Origin of the sequence: Nostoc sp. DedQUE04 (genome assembly GCF_034530995.1) — a bacterium.
Classification (GTDB): domain Bacteria; phylum Cyanobacteriota; class Cyanobacteriia; order Cyanobacteriales; family Nostocaceae; genus Nostoc.
This window is the reverse complement of the sequence record NZ_JAVRCA010000021.1, coordinates 23,624-43,852: the sequence shown is the minus strand read 5'-3', so window position 1 is coordinate 43,852 and position 20,229 is coordinate 23,624. Positions and strand designations below refer to the sequence as shown.

Here is a 20,229-nt window from a genome sequence, read left to right as displayed (position 1 = left end):
ACTCGGAAGTTCATGCTCAGAACTCGGAAGTTCAAGTTCAGAACTCGGAAGTTCAAGCTCAGAACTCGGAAGTTCAAGTTCAGAACTCGGAAGTTCATGCTCAGAACTCGGAAGTTCAAGTTCAGAACTCGGAAGTTCAAGCTCAGAACTCGGAAGTTCAAGTTCAGAACTCGGAAGTTCATGCTCAGAACTCGGAAGTTCAAGTTCAGAACTCGGAAGTTCATGCTCAGAACTCGGAAGTTCATGCTCAAAACTCGGAAGTTCATGCTCAAAGCTCCAAGAGGGCGCGTATTCTCCTAGTGGATGACAACGCCGATATGCGCGGCTATCTCAGGCGGTTGTTAAACCATTACTACGAGGTAGAAGCTGTAAATGATGGGTTAGCCGCACTGAATGCGATTCGCTCTGGTGGAAGTGCCATCTATGACTTGGTGTTAGCAGATGTGATGATGCCTAGAATGGATGGATTTGAGTTACTGCGATCGCTACGGGCTTCACCAAATACCCAGACAATCCCGATTATTTTGCTCTCTGCTCGTGCTGGCGAAAAATCACGGGTGGAGGGTTTAGAAACTGGCGCAGATGACTACTTAATTAAACCCTTCTCGGCACGGGAATTGTTAGCGCGAGTCAATGCCAACCTCCAATTAGCACAACTGCGACGCGAAGCAGTCTACCGCGAACAGGTAATGCAGGCAGTACAAACACTCAACGATCGCTTGGAGCAACAGGTGAAAGCGCGGACTGCTCAACTAGAAGCCATCAACCAAGAACTGGAGGCGTTCTCTTCCTCGGTATCCCACGACTTACGAACGCCGCTACGCTACATCAGCAGCTTTGCCGAACGATTGCAAGGCAAGCTCAATGCAACCCTCGTTGATGCATCCAGTTTGCAAAGTCTCAACATTATCACCAAATCTGCTCTTGAGGCAGAAAAAATGGTAGACGACCTGCTGGAATTTTCTCGCCTGGGGCAGACAGAAATTCATTTGACTACTGTTAATATCAGTCAATTGGTGCAGCAGGTGCGAGAACAATTGCAGCCGGAACTAATCGGGCGATCGCTCCACTGGGAAATCGAGCCATTGGCAACGGTAGAGGCTGACCCAGTACTGCTGCGGTTAGTACTGCAAAACTTGCTGTCGAATGCCGTCAAGTACACGCGCAATAACACCGAAGCCGCCATCAAAATTGGTAGGATTGAACAGGAGCAAGAAGTGATTTTCTTTGTCAGAGATAATGGTGCAGGGTTCGACATGAAATACTGCGATCGATTATTTAGCATGTTTCAACGGCTGCATCCCCAGGAAGAGTTTTCTGGCACGGGAGTCGGGCTTGCCACTGCACGGCGGATCGTTCATCGACATGGCGGACGCATCTGGGCAGAAGGCGCAATCGGCCAGGGCGCAACGTTCTACTTTTCGCTCCCGAAACATGAGGCATTATGACCGAATAATTACTAATTCGTAATTCGTAATTCGTAATTAAAGAAGCGTACAAGCCACTTGATTTATCTAATGGAGAAGTAAAATGCATAGCATCAATATTTCAAGCCCCCGACAAAGCCCGTGGTGTAACAATTACGAATTACGAATTATCAATTACGAATTATGTTGACAGCACTGCGCTTTCTTTTGCTGGAAGACAATCCCCTTGATGCAGAGGTGATAAATGTCACCCTGACCGATGGCGGTGCTAATTTTGAACTGCTCCGGGTAGAAACTCGCGCTGAGTTTGTGAGGGCATTAGAAACCAATGCGTTTGACTTGATTTTGGCAGACTATGCCTTGCCTGGTTTTGATGGCATTTCCGCCTTGAAAATTGCCCAAAACCTCTGTCCTGACACGCCTTTTATTTTCGTCTCTGGCAGTATGGGCGAAGAATTGGCGATTGAAGCGCTGAAACTGGGAGCCACCGACTATGTGCTAAAGCGCAACTTACGGCGGTTGGTTCCTTGTGTCCAACGAGCGCTGCGAGAAGCCCAAGAAAAGCGCGATCGCCAACTTGCCGAAGCTCGCCTGCGTCAAGTTGCGGCCAAACTGCCTCATGGCGCTGTGTTCATTGTGGATCGAGATTTGCGCTACCAGCTGGCAGAAGGCGAAGCGCTGGAGTGGGTCGGTATGACTACTGAAAACTTTGTCGGCAAAACACTCTGGGAAGCCCTCGAACCCGCCCTAGCAGCCAGCTACGAACCCTACTACCACCAAGCTCTCAATGGCGAATCATTTACTTTAGAACACAACAGCCACGATCGCTACTATATCTCTCATGGCACACCCTTACGCAACGATCGCGGTGAAGTTGATGCTGTGCTGGCAATGTCCTACGACATTACCGCTCGCAAACAAATCGAAATTGCCCTCAAACAAAGTGAAGCTCGCTTTCGGTTAATGGTGGCAAGTGCAAAAGAATATGCCATTTTCACCCTCGATCTCAACGGTGTGATTACAAGCTGGAATGCTGGTGCGGAAAGCTTGTTGGAGTATTCAGAGGCAGAAATAATTGGCTGTGATAGTCGCTGCCTTTACACCCCCGAAGACAACGCCCAAGACCGCGCTGGAAGGGAATTACAGACCGCCCAAACTCAAGGACAGGCAGAAAATGAGTGCTGGCATATGCGAAAGGACGGTAGCCGCTTTTGGGGTAGTGGCTTTGTGATGCCCTTACGCGATGAAGCCGACGACGTGCAAGGATTTATCAAAATCATGCGCGATGTCACCTCACAGCGGCAAGCCGATGAACGCTTGCAGTTGCTCTATGAGATTACCAGCAATTTACTTGCGGTTGAGCAACCGATGACGCTGATGCACAATTTATTTAGCAAACTCTCACCCCCGCTAGGGTTGGACTATTACTACAGCTACATCGTCGAGTCAAAAGACAATCGCCCCAGACTGCATTTGCAAAACTATGAGGGCATTAGTCAAGAGATAGCAGAGACGATCGAGTGGCTTGAGTTCGGTGAAGACCTTTGTGGATGGGTAGCTCAAGAACGACAGCAACTCGTTCTCGATCGCGCCCAAATTGCCACTCATCCTCATGCCCAAACCCACCGCGACCTGGGTGCCACCGCTTATGTCGGTCAACCGTTAATTGTCCAAGAACGGTTATTAGGAACTATCTGCTTTGCTAGCTGCACCCGCACTCGCTTTACCTCAGAAGAAATTGATTTGCTGCAATTGATGTCTGAGCAGATAGCGATCGCCCTCGACCGAGCCAACCTAATTGTTTCGATTCAGCAACAGGCAGAACAGTTGCAACGAGCTAACCAAATTAAAGACGAGTTTTTAGCGGTGCTGTCTCATGAGTTGCGATCGCCCCTCAACCCGATCTTGGGCTGGGCACAACTGCTGCAAAAAGGCAAGCTCAATCCCGCCCGTCAAAGCGAAGCACTACTAACGATTGAGCGCAACGCCAAATTGCAATCACAATTAATTGAAGACTTACTCGACGTTTCGCGGATTATGCGGGGCAAGCTGTCTTTAACAGTGGCTCCCCTTAATTTAATCCCTGTTATTTCTGCTGCCCTGGAAACGGTGCGTTTAGCAGCAGAAGCAAAGAATATTAACTTACAGATCGATCTCGAACCTACTGCACCTATCTCTGGTGACGCTGCCCGCTTGCAGCAAGTGGTGTGGAACTTGCTTACCAATGCCGTCAAATTCACACCAGATGACGGACAAGTAATCATTGAATTAAGGCAAATTGCAGGGCAGGCTCAAATCCGGGCGATCGATACAGGCATTGGCATTCAACCGGAATTTCTACCACATGTGTTTGAGTATTTCCAGCAAGAGGACAGCTCAACGACACGCAGATTTGGTGGCTTGGGTTTGGGGCTAGCGATCGTCCGCCAAATTGTAGAACTGCACGGTGGCACAGTCAAGGCAGAAAGCTTGGGTGAGAATCAAGGCGCAACCTTTACAGTTCAAATACCGATCTTGAACCAATCTGCACAAATTGTACTTGACTCAGCCGACGCCGAAACATCAAGCGCCCAGACTCCCTTAAGCAACCTGCAAATTTTGGTAGTGGATGATGATAGTGATACTCGTGAGTTTCAAGCATTTTTGCTAGAACAAAATGGCGCAAAAGTGACAGCCGTAGCGTCTGGGCTAGAAGCATTGCAAGTACTTGATAGTTTCATTCCTGATGTAATTGTGAGTGATGTCGGCATGGCTGATATGGATGGCTATATGCTGATCCAGCAAATTCGTTCGCGCCCACCCAATCAAGGAGGAACGATTTTAGCGATCGCATTAACTGCCTATGCCGCAGATATTGACCAACAAAAAGCCTTAACTGCCGGGTTTCAAGCTCATATTAGCAAGCCATTAGAACCAGAGGAGTTAGTGAGGAAGATTGTAAACCTGCTAGAACACAACTAAGATGCTTAAAACGTCAAGTTGATGATGGAGATACTTGACCGAATAATTCGTAATTCGTAATTCGTAATTCGTAATTAATAATTAATTCATTAAGGGTACAAGCCACTTAATTTATACCAATTTAATTAATGATTGCAACACATCCTTCGGTAGAGACGCGATGAATCGCGTTTCTACAAATGGTCTATTTGTCGCATTCTTTTTTCAAATTGGTATTATTAATGAAAAAATAAATTTATTCATTATTTAAGCCCCCACCTTTAGAGGTTGTTTGAAAAGTCATGATTGATGTATCAGATATTTTTTACCCCACCCTAACCCTCCCCGTATGTATTGGGGAGGGAACCGGATTTTTCTTGTTTCCCCCTAATACATCGGGGGGATTAAGGGGGGTAATAATGTGATTAAAATTACAGCCAACTACTTTTAAAACAACCTCTTAGGTGTGGGGTAATAATTACGAATTACGAATTACGAATTACGAATTATTTTGACCCATTGGGAATAATTTCGGTAAGCTAACTGTAACTTTAGTTCCTTGTCCCACTTCACTCGACAAGGCAATATTGCCACTATGTAACTCGACACAAGCTTTAGCGATCGCTAGCCCTAAGCCTGTACCAGGAATTGTATCAACGTTACTTCCACGACTGAAGGATTGAAACAAATTTTCCCGATCTGCCATCGGGATACCAATTCCACAGTCTTTAATGTAAAAACTTGCTTCTGATTCTTTGCCGATCAGGTGGAATTCTACACTACCTCCATCTGGAGAGTACTTAATTGCATTGGATATTAAGTTAATAAAAATTTGCTGCAAAAGCCCGCGATCGCCCCAAAATCCATGATGATTACCAGTAATTTTAAAAATCAATTCGTGGCGATCGCCTGCTGTTTCTCGCTCTTGTTCTAAAAGGTCAGAAAAAAATTGTAATAAATCGACTGAGATTGGTTGAAACTTGGGTTTTTCCAGTTCAAGTTGGTTAACCAGAAGCATATTATCCACAAGTTTGGACATATATCTGGCTTTCTGCTCAATGATTCCCAAGAACCTCTGTTGTTTGGACTCATCTAATTGCTGGCTATGTTTTACCAAAGTTGATGCCGCAGCCAGAATTGAAGTTAGCGGCGTTCGATACTCATGGGAAACCGTTGTAATTATTTGAGATTTAAATACATTGAGTTGCTTTTCTTTGGCAAGCGCTGCTTGAGTTTGGGCTAACAATTCCGCCTGTTGAATAGCGATCGCTAACTGTACTGATACTTCATTGAGCATTTCTGCATCATCAGTTTGCCAATGTCGTTCCCCGGAATTATGGTGAGCAATCAATAAACCCCAAAGCTTGGGTGTTGGGTTCCCATTGTTGCTCAGATTAATCGGAACTACCAGATTTGCCTTAGTATTAAATTGCTCTTTTAGGTTGACACAATTACACAAGCCAAGCTCATAGATATAAGGGATTGGGGATTGGGAATTAGGCACGAAAGGCAGAGGGGCGGAGGGGCAGAGGGGCAGAGGGGAAAGACCTACTGCAACTTCTCCTCTGCTCCCCTGCTCCCCTGTTCCCCTGCTCCCCTGCTCCACAGTCCCAGCCCCAACGCGATCGCACAATGCCACAGTGCGGTATGACTCAACTGATGAGGCGACTATCTTACCATCTGTATCTGGGGCAAACTGATAAACCATCACGCGATCGCACTTCAGAAGTTGCTGAACCTCAGCTACAGCCGTATTCAAAATTTGCTCTAAGTTAAGAGACTGGCGAATTCGTAAAGCAGTTGTGGCAATTAGGCGTTGTCTCTCCTGAGTTTTGAGCAATTGGGCTTGCAAGCACGACTGCTTAATGGCGTTGCGGACTGCTAGTTGCAGCACATCCTGTGTCAGATTTTGCTTGACTAAGTAATCCAAAGCACCCCGTTTCATTACCTGCACAGCGATTTCTTCATCACCGCGCCCTGTCAACATAATCACGGGGACAGAAGTCTTAAATATCTCCTGCTGGATGCGATCGAAAAATTCTAACCCACTCATATCAGGTAGGCAAAAATCCAGCAAAATGACATCACAGCGTACTTTTTGGCACAAAGCAAGTCCTTCTTCTGCACAGTCTGCCTCTAAAATCTGGTAGGACTGGTGCGGATCTTTCAAAAGATATCGACGATAGATTTTCCGATCTGCGGCACAATCATCGATGATAAGTAGCGTCCATGTGTCCAACATAAGGTTATGAGGATCAGGGAGCTATATAGATCCCTTTTATCCAGATTGTGTTTTCTTGCATAATTCTAAAAATAATATAAAATAAGTGTAAATAAAATCTAAATTCTTTAGTAATCCTAAAGAAATACCAAATAGTCAAAAAATAGAAAAATCGGGAAAAGGAATCTAACAGAGACAAACAGACACAGTGACTCAAAGAGGAAAATGTCTCTGTGTCCTCTGAGCCGTCTTTTTTATTATCCTTTTTTCCCTACTGCTAGATCGACAAAAAATAAATAAATTAATCCAACACAGGCGGCGTATTAGCTTCAAGCCAGTAGTCTACAAATGCCTGGATCGTCTTTTTTAGTTCTTGAGCATCCATCGGTTTTACCAGATATCCATTTGCGCCCTTTTGGTAGCACAATTCAATATCCTTGGGGTTAGATGATGTGGTAAAAACAACGATGGGAATTCCCTTGAAACTCTTATCTTGCTTGAGCCGATCTAAAATGTCACGCCCATCAATACCTGGCAAATTGAGATCGAGCAAGATTACAGAGGGTCGTAATGCTACTTTTGAGTTGGGTAGGTCTTCGTCCTTAGCGTAGGCATCGTTTCCCTGTTGATAAAGGAACTCTAAAACCTCATCCCCATTCGTACAACGGTGTATGGGGTTCTGGACGGACATACGCCGCATCAGACGTTGCAGCATCCGAAAATCTTCATTGCTGTCCTCAACAACGAGCAGCGGTTCATGAAGTTTTTTTGTCATTCGTGGTATTAAAAGAGCTTAACAAAAATATATATTTAGTCATTATCTTAAACTATTCCAGCGTAAAATAAAAAATTGAGCCAACGCCTACGGTAGATTCAACCCAAATGTGACCGTTATGAAGCTCAACAATCTTCTTAACAATAGCTAATCCTGCACCTGCTCCTCCACCGTACTTTTGCTGGGAATGGAGCCGCTTAAATAATCTAAAGATAGTTTCTAGGTGATGCTGGGGAATTCCAATGCCGTTATCTCGGATATAAAATATTGGGCATGGGGCATGGGGCATGGGGCATTGGGTATGAGTTATTCCCCTTGTCTCCCCCTGCTCCTCTGCTCCCCTGCCCCTCTGCCCCTCTGCCTCTTCTTGAGAAAAGTAGCCAATCTCAACCCATTGCTCTGTCTTATCGTTATATTTGAACGCATTACCAAGCAGATTACTGAAGACTTCATTAACCAGCACTCGATCGCACAAAACTGTTGGTAAAGGTCGAGGAATGCGAATATCCACAAGCCCAGAGTCTTGGCGACTAGCACGAAAAATGTCGATTACTTGGTTGAGTAATTCGTTGAGGTCAGTTGCTTGCAAGCGCAGTTGTGCTTGTCCTAACTGCGATAACCGCAGCAGAGCATTAATCAGAGTTTCCATGCGTACAGACAAGGATACTACTGTTTGCAAGCACTCCATTCCGTCATCATCTAATACTTGGGCATAGTCTTCTAACAGTACTGTCGAGAAGTTATAAATGCCCCGCAAAGGTTCCTTCAGGTCATGAGAAGCGGCGTAGGCAAAGGATGCTAGTTCTTGATTGCTGCGCTCTAACTCCAGGTTGATTTTAGCTAATTCATCCGCTTTCGAGAGTACAATACCAACGATCGCATTATTCAAAGCGATCGCACTGTCAAGTTCGCAAGGTTTCCAGGGTAGAGAAGTTAATCTAACCGTTTCTTGCCATTGTTCAAAGGATTTTCGGGGAGACAGGGTATAGCTACCGTCTGCCTGTGCTTGCATGGATTCTTGTGGATTTCCTGCCCAGTGTACCGTTTGAAGAACTTCAGGGCGAAACCAAAGGATATAATAGCGCCGAATTTTAGAAATCCGCAGTAGCAACAAGCCACTAGCAGTATCTTTAAATACTAGTGCCTCTTGGTAAAGCTTCGGCAGAGAATCAGTAGCAAACAGATTGTCACTAACTTGGGTATTCGCCCATTCAATGAGTGCCCGAACTTCATCAATATTCGGTGTTGTTCCCACAAGGGTAATTTCATTATCCAGACAAACCGCCGCTCCTGAAGCACTAACAAGATCGAGCAAGCGGATTTCCGGTTTGATGAGGGCATCGATAAAATTGTCTGCTTGGGAAATAGATTCTAGAAACTCAGACTGTAGCGATTTGAGTTTTACTTTATAATCCCATTCCGAGTTACTAATTTTGTGTGCTAATTCTGAAGATGCAATCTGTCCCAAAAATTCGCACATCTTGCGGACTTCGTAAGAAATATACTTTGGTGTTTGATGGTGACAGGATATTAATCCCCAAAGTTTCTGCTCTTGAATAATTGAAATCACTAAAAGAGCCTTCACTCCCATATTTTGATGATATTCAGTACAACACCAATCAAAACTCCGTAGCAGACAGTAGCTTAAGTCAAGATGCTGATGTGTTGTCGGATTTTCCGTTGGAACTAGTTTGACAGGTTCGGCAGTCAAATCGGGGAGAAATCTCAGAAAGCAGCGCGTGTATAACTCCCTAGCCTGCGCTGGAATATCTGTAGCGGGATAGTGAAGTCCTAAATAAGGTGATAAATCTTCCCGTTTAACTTCTGCAACCACAGAACCCGCTTCTGACTCGTCAAATTGATAAACCATCACCCGATCGAAACCGATGATTTTTTGAACTTCTTCAGCTACTAAATGCAAAAATTCTCCCAAATTGGATGTCTTTTGCATTTTAGCGATCGCTTCACTCGCAAAACTATGAAAGTTTAAGAAACTCATCTCAAATTCCGAGTCAGTTGGTTCTAGCTCCAGAATCACAGCTTCTTCTGTACGATGAGCAATAGCATCAAAGTATATTTCCCCATATAAAGTATTTATTAATACTTTAAACGCATTAGCGCTGCCAACCTTTTTTACTAAGCACTGCTTGACAATTTCCACTGGCTGAGGTTCAAGTAAATAGCTCAAAGGTTTACTGAGCAAATCTTCTGGAGCTTTACACAAATACACTTGGGTATTGTTACTAACTTGCAGTATCTCTAACTGATTACTGAGTGCCAGGAGAATGCCATGAGGTTGAATAGAGCCAGGTATGTGAATGGGTTTGCGATCGTGGTTAGTCAGGGCAGTAGCTTGGGCTGTAGTATATTCCGGCTGGCTCATAACTGAACTTATGTAAAGCTAGTTTTAAAATAGCGTAATTAAATGTCATATTTCTTTAAAGTATATGCTGATAAGTATGAATGCGATCGCATCTATCTGTGCTTGTTACGCTTTTTACAGTTACTAATGTAAGTGAAAATAATTAGAGGATGGTCTAATAACGTGGCAAGGCTTCCGTAGCAAAAATTGAGCCTCTGATTTTCTAAAGGTGAAAATCAACTCTACAGACGTAATTAATTACGTCTGTACAAATCAAATAAAAATCATTACATGCAGCAACGCAACACCAATATCCAACATCCAAAATCCGAAGCTGACTATGGTGTTGGGAACTTTTTTTTGAACGAGTTTGGCTGCTTTGATATCCAATAATTGTGCTAATTCAGTTGTATTCAATGACTTAACGAGACTCAAGCCAAGAGGCTTACTAGAAATGCTTTGAGTGTAAGCGGCGTTTAGGTAGGGTGTGTATTGCGGCCTGCCTGCAATGTATGTTTGGAAGAAAGGTAAACTTAAAACATTCATGTAACGACGCGCTTGAGAAGCATCACCAATCATATCAGCAGGTAATGCTACTTGTTGATTTGCAGGGTTTGCATTACCAATGGTGGAGAAGTGTGTGCCACCTTCAAGCGTGACGAGATACTTTTGAGGATTCGTTAACCAGGAAAAAGGTAAAATTTGCTCGGATAAAGCTGGTGCAACAGTATCATCACTACTGCTGACAATCATCACTGGAGTTTTGATTTGACTTAAGCCAGCTTTGCCGAAAATAGAACTAGTAATGGGATTAACTGCGATCGCAGCTTTTACTCTCTCATCCCGCAGGTTATAATCTTTGCCAGACTTGCTGATGCTCAATTCTAAAGCGCGACACTGGAGCAGTAAAGACATATTCCAGGTATTTTGGAGTGCTGCTGGTTGACAGTCTTGTTTTAGCTGCTCAAAGTTGATTTTAGCGCCTGCTAGGGCTAAGGCTGTGTAGCCTCCCAAAGATTGACCAAATACTCCGACTTGTTGCAGATTTAGGCGACCTTTAAACCGTGAATCAGATTGATTACCTTTTTGCAATTGATTCAGTATATATGTTATGTCCAAAGGTCGGTCTTGAAATTCGCTTGGTTCTGCTACTTCAATAGCGCGTCCTTTTAAGAGAGAACGTAATTGTTTCGCATCACTACCAGGGTGATTGGGAACAACGACAGCAAATCCGTAAGAAGCTAAGTGAGTGGCTAAATATTGAAAGTTACTGCTGTCTAAACCCAAGCCGTGAGAAATGACAATTACCGGTGCAGCCTTTTGGACATTGGGAATGTAAACATCAGTCAATAAAAGTCGATTGCGGGTTGAGTCAAAAAACTTCAGGATGTATTTTTGCGACTTAAATTTTCCTGGAACCTTTAAATCGGGCAATTGCGAGAAATTTGGTTGAGAAATGCTCTCAGCTTCTATTTTAGACTTTTGAGAAACAACTGCGATCGCTTGATGGGTTTGGTTAACAAGTTTCTCCAATTCCGTAGCTATTTCAAAAGTCTCGGCGACATCAAGGCGAATGCTGCTGGTGGGATATTTACGCAACACATTTAAAAGTGTCAAGCCTCCCGATTCACCAGAGGCTAAAATTAGCGCCGAACGCAAAGTACTCAATCCTGGTTCTGGCTGATTGGTTTTAATCACTTGCGCCAATCGATGCAGTAAAAATTCTCCTTGGGGTGTGTAGAGAAGTTGCGAAACTACTACCGGACTAACTTTCACACGATTAAGTAAAATCCGCCGCAATTCTTGAAACTGTTCTAAAGGCAGATATCGCTGATAGGCTGCTAAGTCTTCGTTAATTACACCTGTTTTGGCGTAGTTCTCTAAAGTCCTGACTGAAATGGAAAGCTCTAAAGCTGAATAAGATGCATAAATCCGCTCTGCTGCCAACACAGAATTACTAATTCCAAACGTTGGCAGCACCATTGAAAGAACCAGCAATAAAGAATTTTTTCTGAGGGTGCTGGCCCAATTACCAAACAAACTATTCATCGCTCAACTGTTTCGGTGGTCTGGTTTTATCAGGTGTTGGCTTTGGTAGTTATTCGGGCGCCCTGCTTGGTTTAGTTAAAGTTATTAGCCTCAATTTTCTCAAAACAGAATTTAGGAGTCAGTAATTATAATTCAGGATGAATTAATGTATGACTTGCGAATGTAGCTGGCTGAAAACAATGAGTATAAATGGGTTTAAAATCTCCATTAAATCTGAGATTTAGTAGTCAAAAAAAGTAGCGATACCCAATACTCTAGTAATTTACTCTGACTCCTGAATTCTGATTTTTGAATTCTTTTTCAAGGATATTTCGGCTATAAAGTCAACAATCAAATCCTACAAAGTCACGCAGATGAGTAAAGTATCTAGATGACTTCAGTAGTTTGCCTTCACTATTAAATCATAACAAATAAAAAATAGTCTGCCTCAGTATTTATGTTGTAGCTTTGAATATTGCACAAATTCACTAGCTGAAAAATCCAGTAAAATTTCTGAAAAATATGGCGATTAATCAGCTTTTCCCAAGTGCGATCGCTACTGAACCTGTAACTACTAAACCTGCTCCCAATATTGCTATAAGGGTGAAGTGTTCTGGTGGTATCCAATCAGATGCAATAACTGATACAACTGCGACTGCTATTAATGTCACAATGGGAGCTAAAGCTATTACTGCACTTACTCGTGATGCTTCCCAATGTTGTAATGATTCAGAAAAAGCACCGTAAGCGATTAAGGTATTCAAGGCACAAAAAATTAACATTACTAAATGGAAACTATCGAGTATAAAAAGTGATTTAAATTTAGCTAGAGGAGTGAATAATAAAGTACAGCCCCCATAAATGATCAACATGATGTTGGTGGAAGATAAAGATTGTAATAACTGCTTTTGTGCCAAAGCATAAATAGCCCAAGCCGTTGCTCCTAGCGCGATTAAAACACTACCTAGTATATATGTACCATACGCTGTAATTAAATTCGTTAGTTGTTCGCGAAAAAATAAAAGATAACCACAAATCATGACACTAACGCCAATCCATTGAGACAGTCGATAACGTTCTTTAAAAATTACTAACCCTCCAAAACCTAATAAAAGGCTAGATAATTGAATCAAAACTTCAGCGTTAGCAGGCGATGTTAATGCTAAACCTTGGGTAAACGAGAAGTAATTAATCCCTAAAAATATTGTTGCGATCGCTAATAATTTTCCAGAAGCAGAGCGCAATTGTTCTAATTTTGGTAATTTACCGCGTATCCCTAAATACATAGCAAGTAATACAAATGATACTAAAAAACGAAACCAAATAACGGTATAGACATCAAGTACTTGTAGAATTACTGCAAGAGCAATAGGTAAAATTCCCCATAAGAAGACTGTCAATAGCGATAATGCTAGCCCTAAGCGCCACCGACCAGAACTTTGATGTAGTAACATTAAAATATCCAAAAATTAGGACTGATAAGTAAGTTATATCTAATTTAAATATCTGAACATTTTATCAAACTCTTATCGATAAAATATATTAATAGTTTAGTTAATGCAAATTCAATATAAAATAATCATCAATTTATCCAAATTAATTTATGATTCGTAGCCCGAAGAGGGTGTATTTTTTTGTTCACGTAAAATTCGTAATTTGCGTGTTCATTTTACATGAATATTAAATTAAAAACTTCTTCGTAAATGTATACTTTATCTCGGTGTTACTTTAGAAAAAAACTATGGGGATTATACCCATAATCAGCTTAGTAATCTTCGCCACCGCTTTATCATGTTACTTATTGCTGACCTCAAGAGGTCGATTTTTGCTCAAATCTTTGGTGACAAAAATAAAGGGGCAAGAGTGGAGATTCAGATATGGCAAGCCTAACTACTTGAGATCGAGATTTTCAAGGACTATAACCATTGCTGCCATTATTCTGGCAGCGGTAATAGCTGGAAATACTGTATCAGCAGTTACAGGCCCGTCTCCAGTTTCGCTCAAAAGCGTATCGGTTCCAGAACCTGACAATCTTGGAGACTTTGTAGCAGACAAAACAGCTGCAATCAAGTTAGGAAAGACTCTTTTTTGGGATATGCAGATTGGGAGCGATGGAAAGACCTCCTGCGCTAGTTGTCACTTTCATGCTGGAGCCGACAATAGATCCAAAAATCAGATTGCTCCTGGGCTTTTGCGGGTCAATGCCGATGGTACAGAGAATCCAGATTCAGTTTTCAATGTCGGCGGACTACCAAACTATCAGCTTAAACCAGGAGATTTTCCCTTCCACAAGCTGTCAAACCCCAACGATCCTAAGACTGTTGTATCTGACCGTAACGATGTCAGTTCTTCTCAGGGGATCTTCAATACGAAGTTTGTGGATGTCACACTTGGTAATGCAGAAGACAAAGTTACAACCGAGCCAGATCCGGTGTTTAACATAAAAGGTATCAATGTGCGGCGCGTTGAGCCGCGTAACACGCCAACCGTGATTAATGCTGCATTCAACTTCCGCAACTTTTGGGACGGAAGGGCACAAGATATCTTTAATGGGGTGAATCCCTTCGGTTTAAGAGATCCTAACGCCACTGTTGTCAAGGCTATAAACCCAATTAGGGCAGAATTTGTCAAAGTCAGCCTCAAAAACTCGTCTTTGGCATCTCAAGCTGTCGGGCCGCCACTCAGTTCCTTTGAGTCATCCGCAGATGGTCGCACTTTTGAAGAAATTGGTGATAAGTTCGGGAGTGATAAGTTGGGGCTAATTGACAGAATATCTTTCACCTCTGGTAAGGGTAAAAAGCTCCCCCGAAAACTTGCGAAAAAGTTATTACCTCTAAAACCGCTAGCTAAACAGATTGTGCATCCGCAAGACAGCGTTTTAGGTAAAGATAGTAGATCGCCTAAACCTGGACTTAAAGATAAAACATACGAGCAGATGATTCAAGATGCCTTCAAGCCGGAGTGGTGGAATTCTACTCGTCTCATCCAAGTTGACTCTGACGGTAAACGGACTATTGTTAAAAGGCCCGATCGCTCCTTGACAACTAATGAGTACACATTGCTAGAGTACAACTTCTCGCTATTCTTTGGGCTGGCAGTTCAATTGTACGAGTCTACGCTCATTTCCTATGATACGCCCTACGATCGCTATTTGGAAGGAAACACCAGCGCCCTAACCGCGCAGCAGCAACGAGGGAAAGGACTGTTTGAGGGCAAAGGTCTGTGTATTAGTTGCCACACTGGAGTAGAATTAACTGCGGCTTCAGTCAGCAGCGTGGCTAAAGAGGGACGAATCAAACGTGCGCCGTTTGGCTCACAATCTCCCGAAGACAATGGTTTCTTCAATATCGGTGTCAGACCAGCCACAGAAGACCCCGGTTTGGGTGGTTATGACGGTTTGCAGAGTAAAGGTCAACGTAGTCCGCTTTCAGAGGCACGATTGGCTCAGTTGGGTAAATTTAAGGATCTCCTTGGCGAAAATCCCCCAACCCTCAATCCACCGTTGAATTCCAGTGAACCTGTGTTTGCAAATGGAGCTTTCAAAGCACCCGGACTTCGCAATGTGGAACTAACTGCTCCCTACTTCCACAATGGAGGTCAGGCGACTCTAGAGCAAGTGATTGATTTTTACAATCGTGGTGGTGATTATGGAGTACTTCCACCGCTAAATCTTTCACCAGCAGAAAAACAGGATTTGGTTGCCTTTTTAAAAGGACTGACTGATGACCGAGTTCGGTTTGATAAAGCGCCCTTTGACCATCCACAATTGTTTATCCCTAATGGACATGTGGGTAACACTAATTACGTTGTCAATGACGGCACTGGTAAAGCTACAGATGACACAGTGGAAATTCCTGCTGTTGGTAGGAGTGGTAATGGTGGTACACCAAATTTTCTGAGTTAATCTCATTTCACGACGAAATACCTGAATACAGATAGATATGTAGGGACGTACAAATGTACGTCCCTATTTTTGCGATTTGGTGCAATTGCGGAGTTCGTAGTAAGGACTTTAGCCTTTACTACAAACTTATTCACCCTACTCAATGCTGAGTAGTGAGTACCTTGGCTGAGAGTAAATTACTCAATACTCAGCACGGGCTAAACGCCCCGCTACCGCTAACAGTACTCTTCAAAATTGATGTGGTGGACTAGTAGTTGCGATCGCTTGACTAACGAATGCGTAGGCGTAGCCCGTTGGAGGCATCGCCAAATTTGGGTTGTATATTGCTAACTTTGGTATTGTCTAGGTAATTATAGACTCTTCTGGAAACTTCACGGACAAAATCTCCAGCTCTGCGATCGTAGTTTGGTCTTTGCACCAAAACACCTGCTAAATAGCTTTTGCCGTTGGGCATTTGAATAATACCCGCATCACCAATGATAAATCTCAATGTACCAGTTTTGTGGGCAATAGTAGCTCCTTGACCGATACCAGCTGGTAGTAAACTATTGGTTTTCACATGACGCATAATGCCTAAAACTCGATCGCGGCTAGTTGGGGATAGCAAACGATTATTAGAAACTAACGCCGCTAATCTGACTAAATCTTTAGAACTAGTTGTATTTGTGCCACCGATATCTGGAAGTAAATTGCGAAGTGCTGTATTTTGCAATCCCCAGCTACGAAAACGTTGACTAACTTTTGCGGCACCACCCAAGCGATCGAGAACTAAATTTGTGGCGGTATTATCGCTGATTGTCATCATCAAAGTAGCAGTTTCCAGGACACTAAATTTAGTGCCGATGGGTTTGTATTGCATTATTCCAGATTCGCCCACCTTTAAATCGCGCCGCATCACTAATTTATCGGTAAGTTTAATTCTACCTGCATCTATTTCTTGGAAAAGAGCCACTAATAAGGGGAATTTGATTGTACTGGCAGCAGCAAATCTTTTTTCGCCATTAATATCTATATAGTTTCCTGTATCTAAATCCAAGAAAAATATTCCCGGATTTAATGTTTTATAACTTGCTAACAAACTACGAATCTGAGAAGTGATACCAACCATTTCTTGACCAAGATTTACAACTCCGGCAAATGTCGATGCATCTGTGGATTTGATGGCAATATCTTCTCGATTTTCCCCAACAATGGGATTACTTTGGCGATTAAATGAATTGAATTTGAAAATCCAATGAGAACGGGAATCTCCTTTAACTGATATATTTTGGGAAGTAACATCATAACCCGGAGCTAACTCGACGACAAAACGAGTAGTTTGAGAGTCTGGTTTGCCGAGGCGAATTTCTTTCACCGCCTTACCAAAACTTTGTTTTACAGTATCGGAATTAAAATTAGTTCCAGGTAAGTCAATCACTAATCGATTCGGATTATCTAATAAAAAGGCTTTTGGTTCTATTCCCGAAGTGGTAGTTAGGTCTAATTGGTTTTGGCTAGAATCATAGTACCAAGACTGTAATTGTGAGGCTTTAGCTTGTCCTGCAACTAGAACCAAACTGCTTAAACCAATCGCCAGTAGATGTGATTTCATGTTGTGAATGTGGGTGTGCAAGTAAGGAGAAACTAATCAGGTTTACTTAGATTGTTTTCTGATGACTGTGCTGAACTTCCGGAGAAAAATTCATAAATCCCGTTGAGTTATTTTTACCAGATGAGGTTTGGGATTAAATAAGCACGATAAATCATCATTACTTATTAAAAGTAAATCGCTGACAGTTTAATTTGTGTGTGAGTTGACAACAACAGAAATTGTTAATCTAGCGGAAGGACGAGCGAAGGATTAATTATGTTTCCAGCTGATGTTTTGTATAGAGAGAAAGTAAAACCCATTCACTAAAACCCTTATACATATATATAGATTTGTTCGCGTAGGGGCACGGCATTGCCCATAGGTGTTCACTTAAGGTGAAACCCTTGTAATGACGTGATATTCAGTTTTCTGGCTTCCCATCACCATCCGCTTCACCCCACCCTAACCCTCCCCTTGTCAAGGGGAGGGAACAAATTTCCTGTTTCCCCCCTTGATATCATGTCTGGTGAAAGACTTATCATTAAGAACGCAGGGGGAGAAAGAGTTTGAGGCTTATTTACTTTTCTTTACACAGTTTGGTTTTATTGCACCGACTTACTTACCTACTTAATCGCAGTGATGGTTGGGTGGGGTAAAACTAAAGCTAAAACCTAAGTAAATCAGGTTTCAGGTGAGGTTTTGAGAATTTATGCAATAAATATATTGATTTCGGGTGGTTGTTTATTAAATTCGGGTGGTTGTTTATTAAATTCGGGTGGTTGTTTATTAAATTCGGGTGGTTGTTTATTGAATTCGGGCAGTAGTTTATTAAATTCGGGCAGTCGTTTATTGAATTCGGGCAGTCATTTATTGAATTCGGGTGGTCGTTTATTGAATTCAAGCAGTGGTTAGGGTGGGGTAAAACCCAGATTATTGAACAACTTCAGACTTGTGTGTACACCGTAGCCAATACATCGGGGGGATTAAGGGGGTAAAACGCCTGTAGGACACGCATTTGAGCTTAAGGTTAACACCTATGGGCAGTGTCGTCGTGCCCCTACGGGTGTACCTCAGTTAAACGAGAACTATGAGAACTTTAGTTCAACTAAAGAAAGGTTCGTTGACAACTCAGGTTAAAAGAAATCAGCTATCCAAGGAGAACTACCTGCAAAGATTTGCGTAGCTGCTGAAATAGCGGTTTCTGTCCCATGCAGTTTTCCGGCTATTTGCAAATGGTAGGGAGCGAACAAATTTGTATATAGTGGTGCTAGTTCTCGGATATCTAACTGCAACTCACCTTTTCCACCTTTTGTAACTTCACCGCGTCCATTGGCAACAGAAAGGATGAATTTACCATTGTTTGCATCTAGCAAATTATCTTGAATATCTAGGTGCAATTCAGTTTCAATTCCCGAAGGATAACCCCGCATCTCCAGCGCCTTGACTAAATCTACTACTCGGAGCATCCAACGCATCGTATTCTTAAGCTTGGCAGTTTGCTCTGGTAGCAGCAATGTCAAAGAATCAATTGCAGAACTCCTCCATCGCACGCGTTCAATTTGGGAGCGATGACTGGCAAGAAAAGACCAGAATGTTTGTGCAGCCGCAGTTGTGAGAATTACCCAATCTTTGATTCGCAGGATTGCGCCATCTTCTTTTGAATGTTGACTGAAGAGGATGTAACCTTCGGGTTTCTCTTTGGTACCAATAAAATATGCATAAAATGTTTCCTTCTCATCTGGTTGAATTAAGCGCTCCCAGATTGCTCGATGTCGGTCTAAATATCCATGCGTTAGTTTCGCCTGCTGCTGATATAGTTCGTGAAATACTTGATGATTGATATTTACTATTGGTTGTAAAGGTAGAGGTTGCTCCCGCAGTTGGATACTTTTAGTTGCAACTTCCCAATTACACCAGCTACCCCCCTGCTCATACCCGACTTTTCGATACAAGCCTTGAACTGCTGGATAAAGAGCAGAGAGCGGTATACCTCTAGCATAAAGTTCCTTGAGCGTCTGCTGCATGAGAGCGATCGCAGCTCCCGAACCGCGATACTCTGGAGCAATACCCACAACGGCAATTCCTGTCATTGGTACGCGCACACCACCCCACCATTGACCCATATCCAGAGTTGCCAATCCACCAACTAATTGCCCAAATCCCCGAATAATACGGAAATTTTCTACGCCAATGAGATTGATATAAGCTTCTTCACCACCAACTCCGCTGATAAAACACTGCTCAAGGATATATATCAGCTGTTGAATATCCTGTGGATCGGCAAGAGTGCTGTATTCAAATTGAGCCGTCATCTCTTGTACCATTAGTAGGACAAAAACACAATCACACTACAGCAGATGTTGCTCGAATGCTTGAGCAATTTCATCGCTATAAAGCCCCGGAATCAGCCTCAATTATACTACTGCACGTTTGGTTTTAAATGTTGGAATACCTATACTGTTTCTTTATGAAGCTGCATATATTTATCTCTCGGCTACGCCTTCCCTCCAAAGCATCTTTATCGAGAATTGATATTACACTTGTAAAAATTTTTAATGAGTTACTTCAGGAGTGTTTATTCTATTTTTAGGGCAGTTGCTCTTAACTAACCACTTACAAAAAATATGTCAACAAGTTGGATTTACCTTATATTAGCAATCCTCTTTGAGGTTTCAGGCACAACTTGCATGAAATTATCACAGGGATTTACTAAAATAGTTCCTTCAGTATTAATATTTGTCTTCTATGGACTTTGTTTTACTTTTTTGACCTTTGCTCTCAAGAAACTTGAAGTAAGTGTCGCCTATTCTGTCTGGGCTGGATTAGGAACTATTCTAGTAGCTCTTATTGGGATTATTTGGTTTCGGGAATCTGCCACATTCATCAAACTTGTGTCGATCGCCTTAATCATCATCGGGGTAATTGGGATCAACGCAAGTCAATGAAGGAGGCAGGAGGCAGGAGGCAGGAGGCAGGGGGCAGGGGAGCAGGGGAGCAGGGGA

General features: G+C 42.7%; 11 protein-coding genes. 4 read left to right on the top strand and 7 right to left on the bottom strand.

What is annotated here, in order from left to right; genetic code table 11:
• Positions 1-1,448 (top strand): sensor histidine kinase (locus RM049_RS16525; RefSeq protein ID WP_322704953.1); only part of this gene is annotated, 1,448 nt, incomplete at its 5' end.
• Positions 1,449-1,610: 162 nt separating this feature from the next.
• A complete protein-coding gene (locus RM049_RS16520; RefSeq protein ID WP_322704952.1) occupies positions 1,611-4,388 on the top strand; it encodes a response regulator in 2,778 nt (925 codons plus the stop codon).
• 478 nt (positions 4,389-4,866) lie between these two features.
• Here the strand turns inward: RM049_RS16520 and RM049_RS16515 are convergent, their stop codons facing one another.
• The 5 genes from RM049_RS16515 to RM049_RS16495 form a co-directional block, all read right to left on the bottom strand.
• Positions 4,867-6,609: an ATP-binding protein gene (locus RM049_RS16515; protein WP_322704951.1), complete on the bottom strand. Its 1,743-nt coding sequence runs from the start codon at positions 6,607-6,609 to the stop codon at positions 4,867-4,869.
• A 280-nt stretch (positions 6,610-6,889) separates the two neighbouring features.
• Complete coding sequence (locus RM049_RS16510) at positions 6,890-7,363, bottom strand: response regulator (protein WP_322671192.1); 474 nt, start codon at positions 7,361-7,363, stop codon at positions 6,890-6,892.
• Between the two features lie 52 nt (positions 7,364-7,415).
• The gene (locus RM049_RS16505; RefSeq protein WP_322704950.1) at positions 7,416-9,746 is read right to left on the bottom strand and encodes an ATP-binding protein; all 2,331 of its coding nucleotides are present in this window, start codon (positions 9,744-9,746) and stop codon (positions 7,416-7,418) included.
• Between the two features lie 252 nt (positions 9,747-9,998).
• Positions 9,999-11,774, bottom strand: a complete 1,776-nt coding sequence (locus RM049_RS16500) for an alpha/beta hydrolase (RefSeq protein ID WP_322704949.1) — start codon at positions 11,772-11,774, stop codon at positions 9,999-10,001.
• A 512-nt stretch (positions 11,775-12,286) separates the two neighbouring features.
• Positions 12,287-13,207, bottom strand: coding sequence for a DMT family transporter (locus RM049_RS16495; protein ID WP_322704948.1), 921 nt, complete (start codon positions 13,205-13,207; stop codon positions 12,287-12,289).
• 440 nt (positions 13,208-13,647) lie between these two features.
• Here RM049_RS16495 and RM049_RS16490 point away from each other — a divergent pair, with 440 nt between their 5' ends.
• Positions 13,648-15,657, top strand: coding sequence for a cytochrome-c peroxidase (locus RM049_RS16490; RefSeq protein ID WP_416212642.1), 2,010 nt, complete (start codon positions 13,648-13,650; stop codon positions 15,655-15,657).
• Between the two features lie 268 nt (positions 15,658-15,925).
• Here the strand turns inward: RM049_RS16490 and RM049_RS16485 are convergent, their stop codons facing one another.
• Together RM049_RS16485 and eis are read right to left on the bottom strand one after the other, a co-directional pair.
• Complete coding sequence (locus RM049_RS16485; protein WP_322704946.1) at positions 15,926-17,248, bottom strand: serine hydrolase; 1,323 nt, start codon at positions 17,246-17,248, stop codon at positions 15,926-15,928.
• Positions 17,249-18,360: 1,112 nt separating this feature from the next.
• A complete protein-coding gene (gene eis / locus RM049_RS16480) occupies positions 18,361-19,539 on the bottom strand; it encodes a GNAT family N-acetyltransferase (RefSeq protein WP_322704945.1) in 1,179 nt (392 codons plus the stop codon).
• Between the two features lie 312 nt (positions 19,540-19,851).
• Between eis and RM049_RS16475 the strand changes: the two genes are divergently transcribed.
• Entirely contained in the window at positions 19,852-20,172 is a 321-nt protein-coding gene (locus RM049_RS16475) for a multidrug efflux SMR transporter (RefSeq protein WP_322671199.1), read from the top strand.
• Positions 20,173-20,229 lie beyond the last annotated feature (57 nt).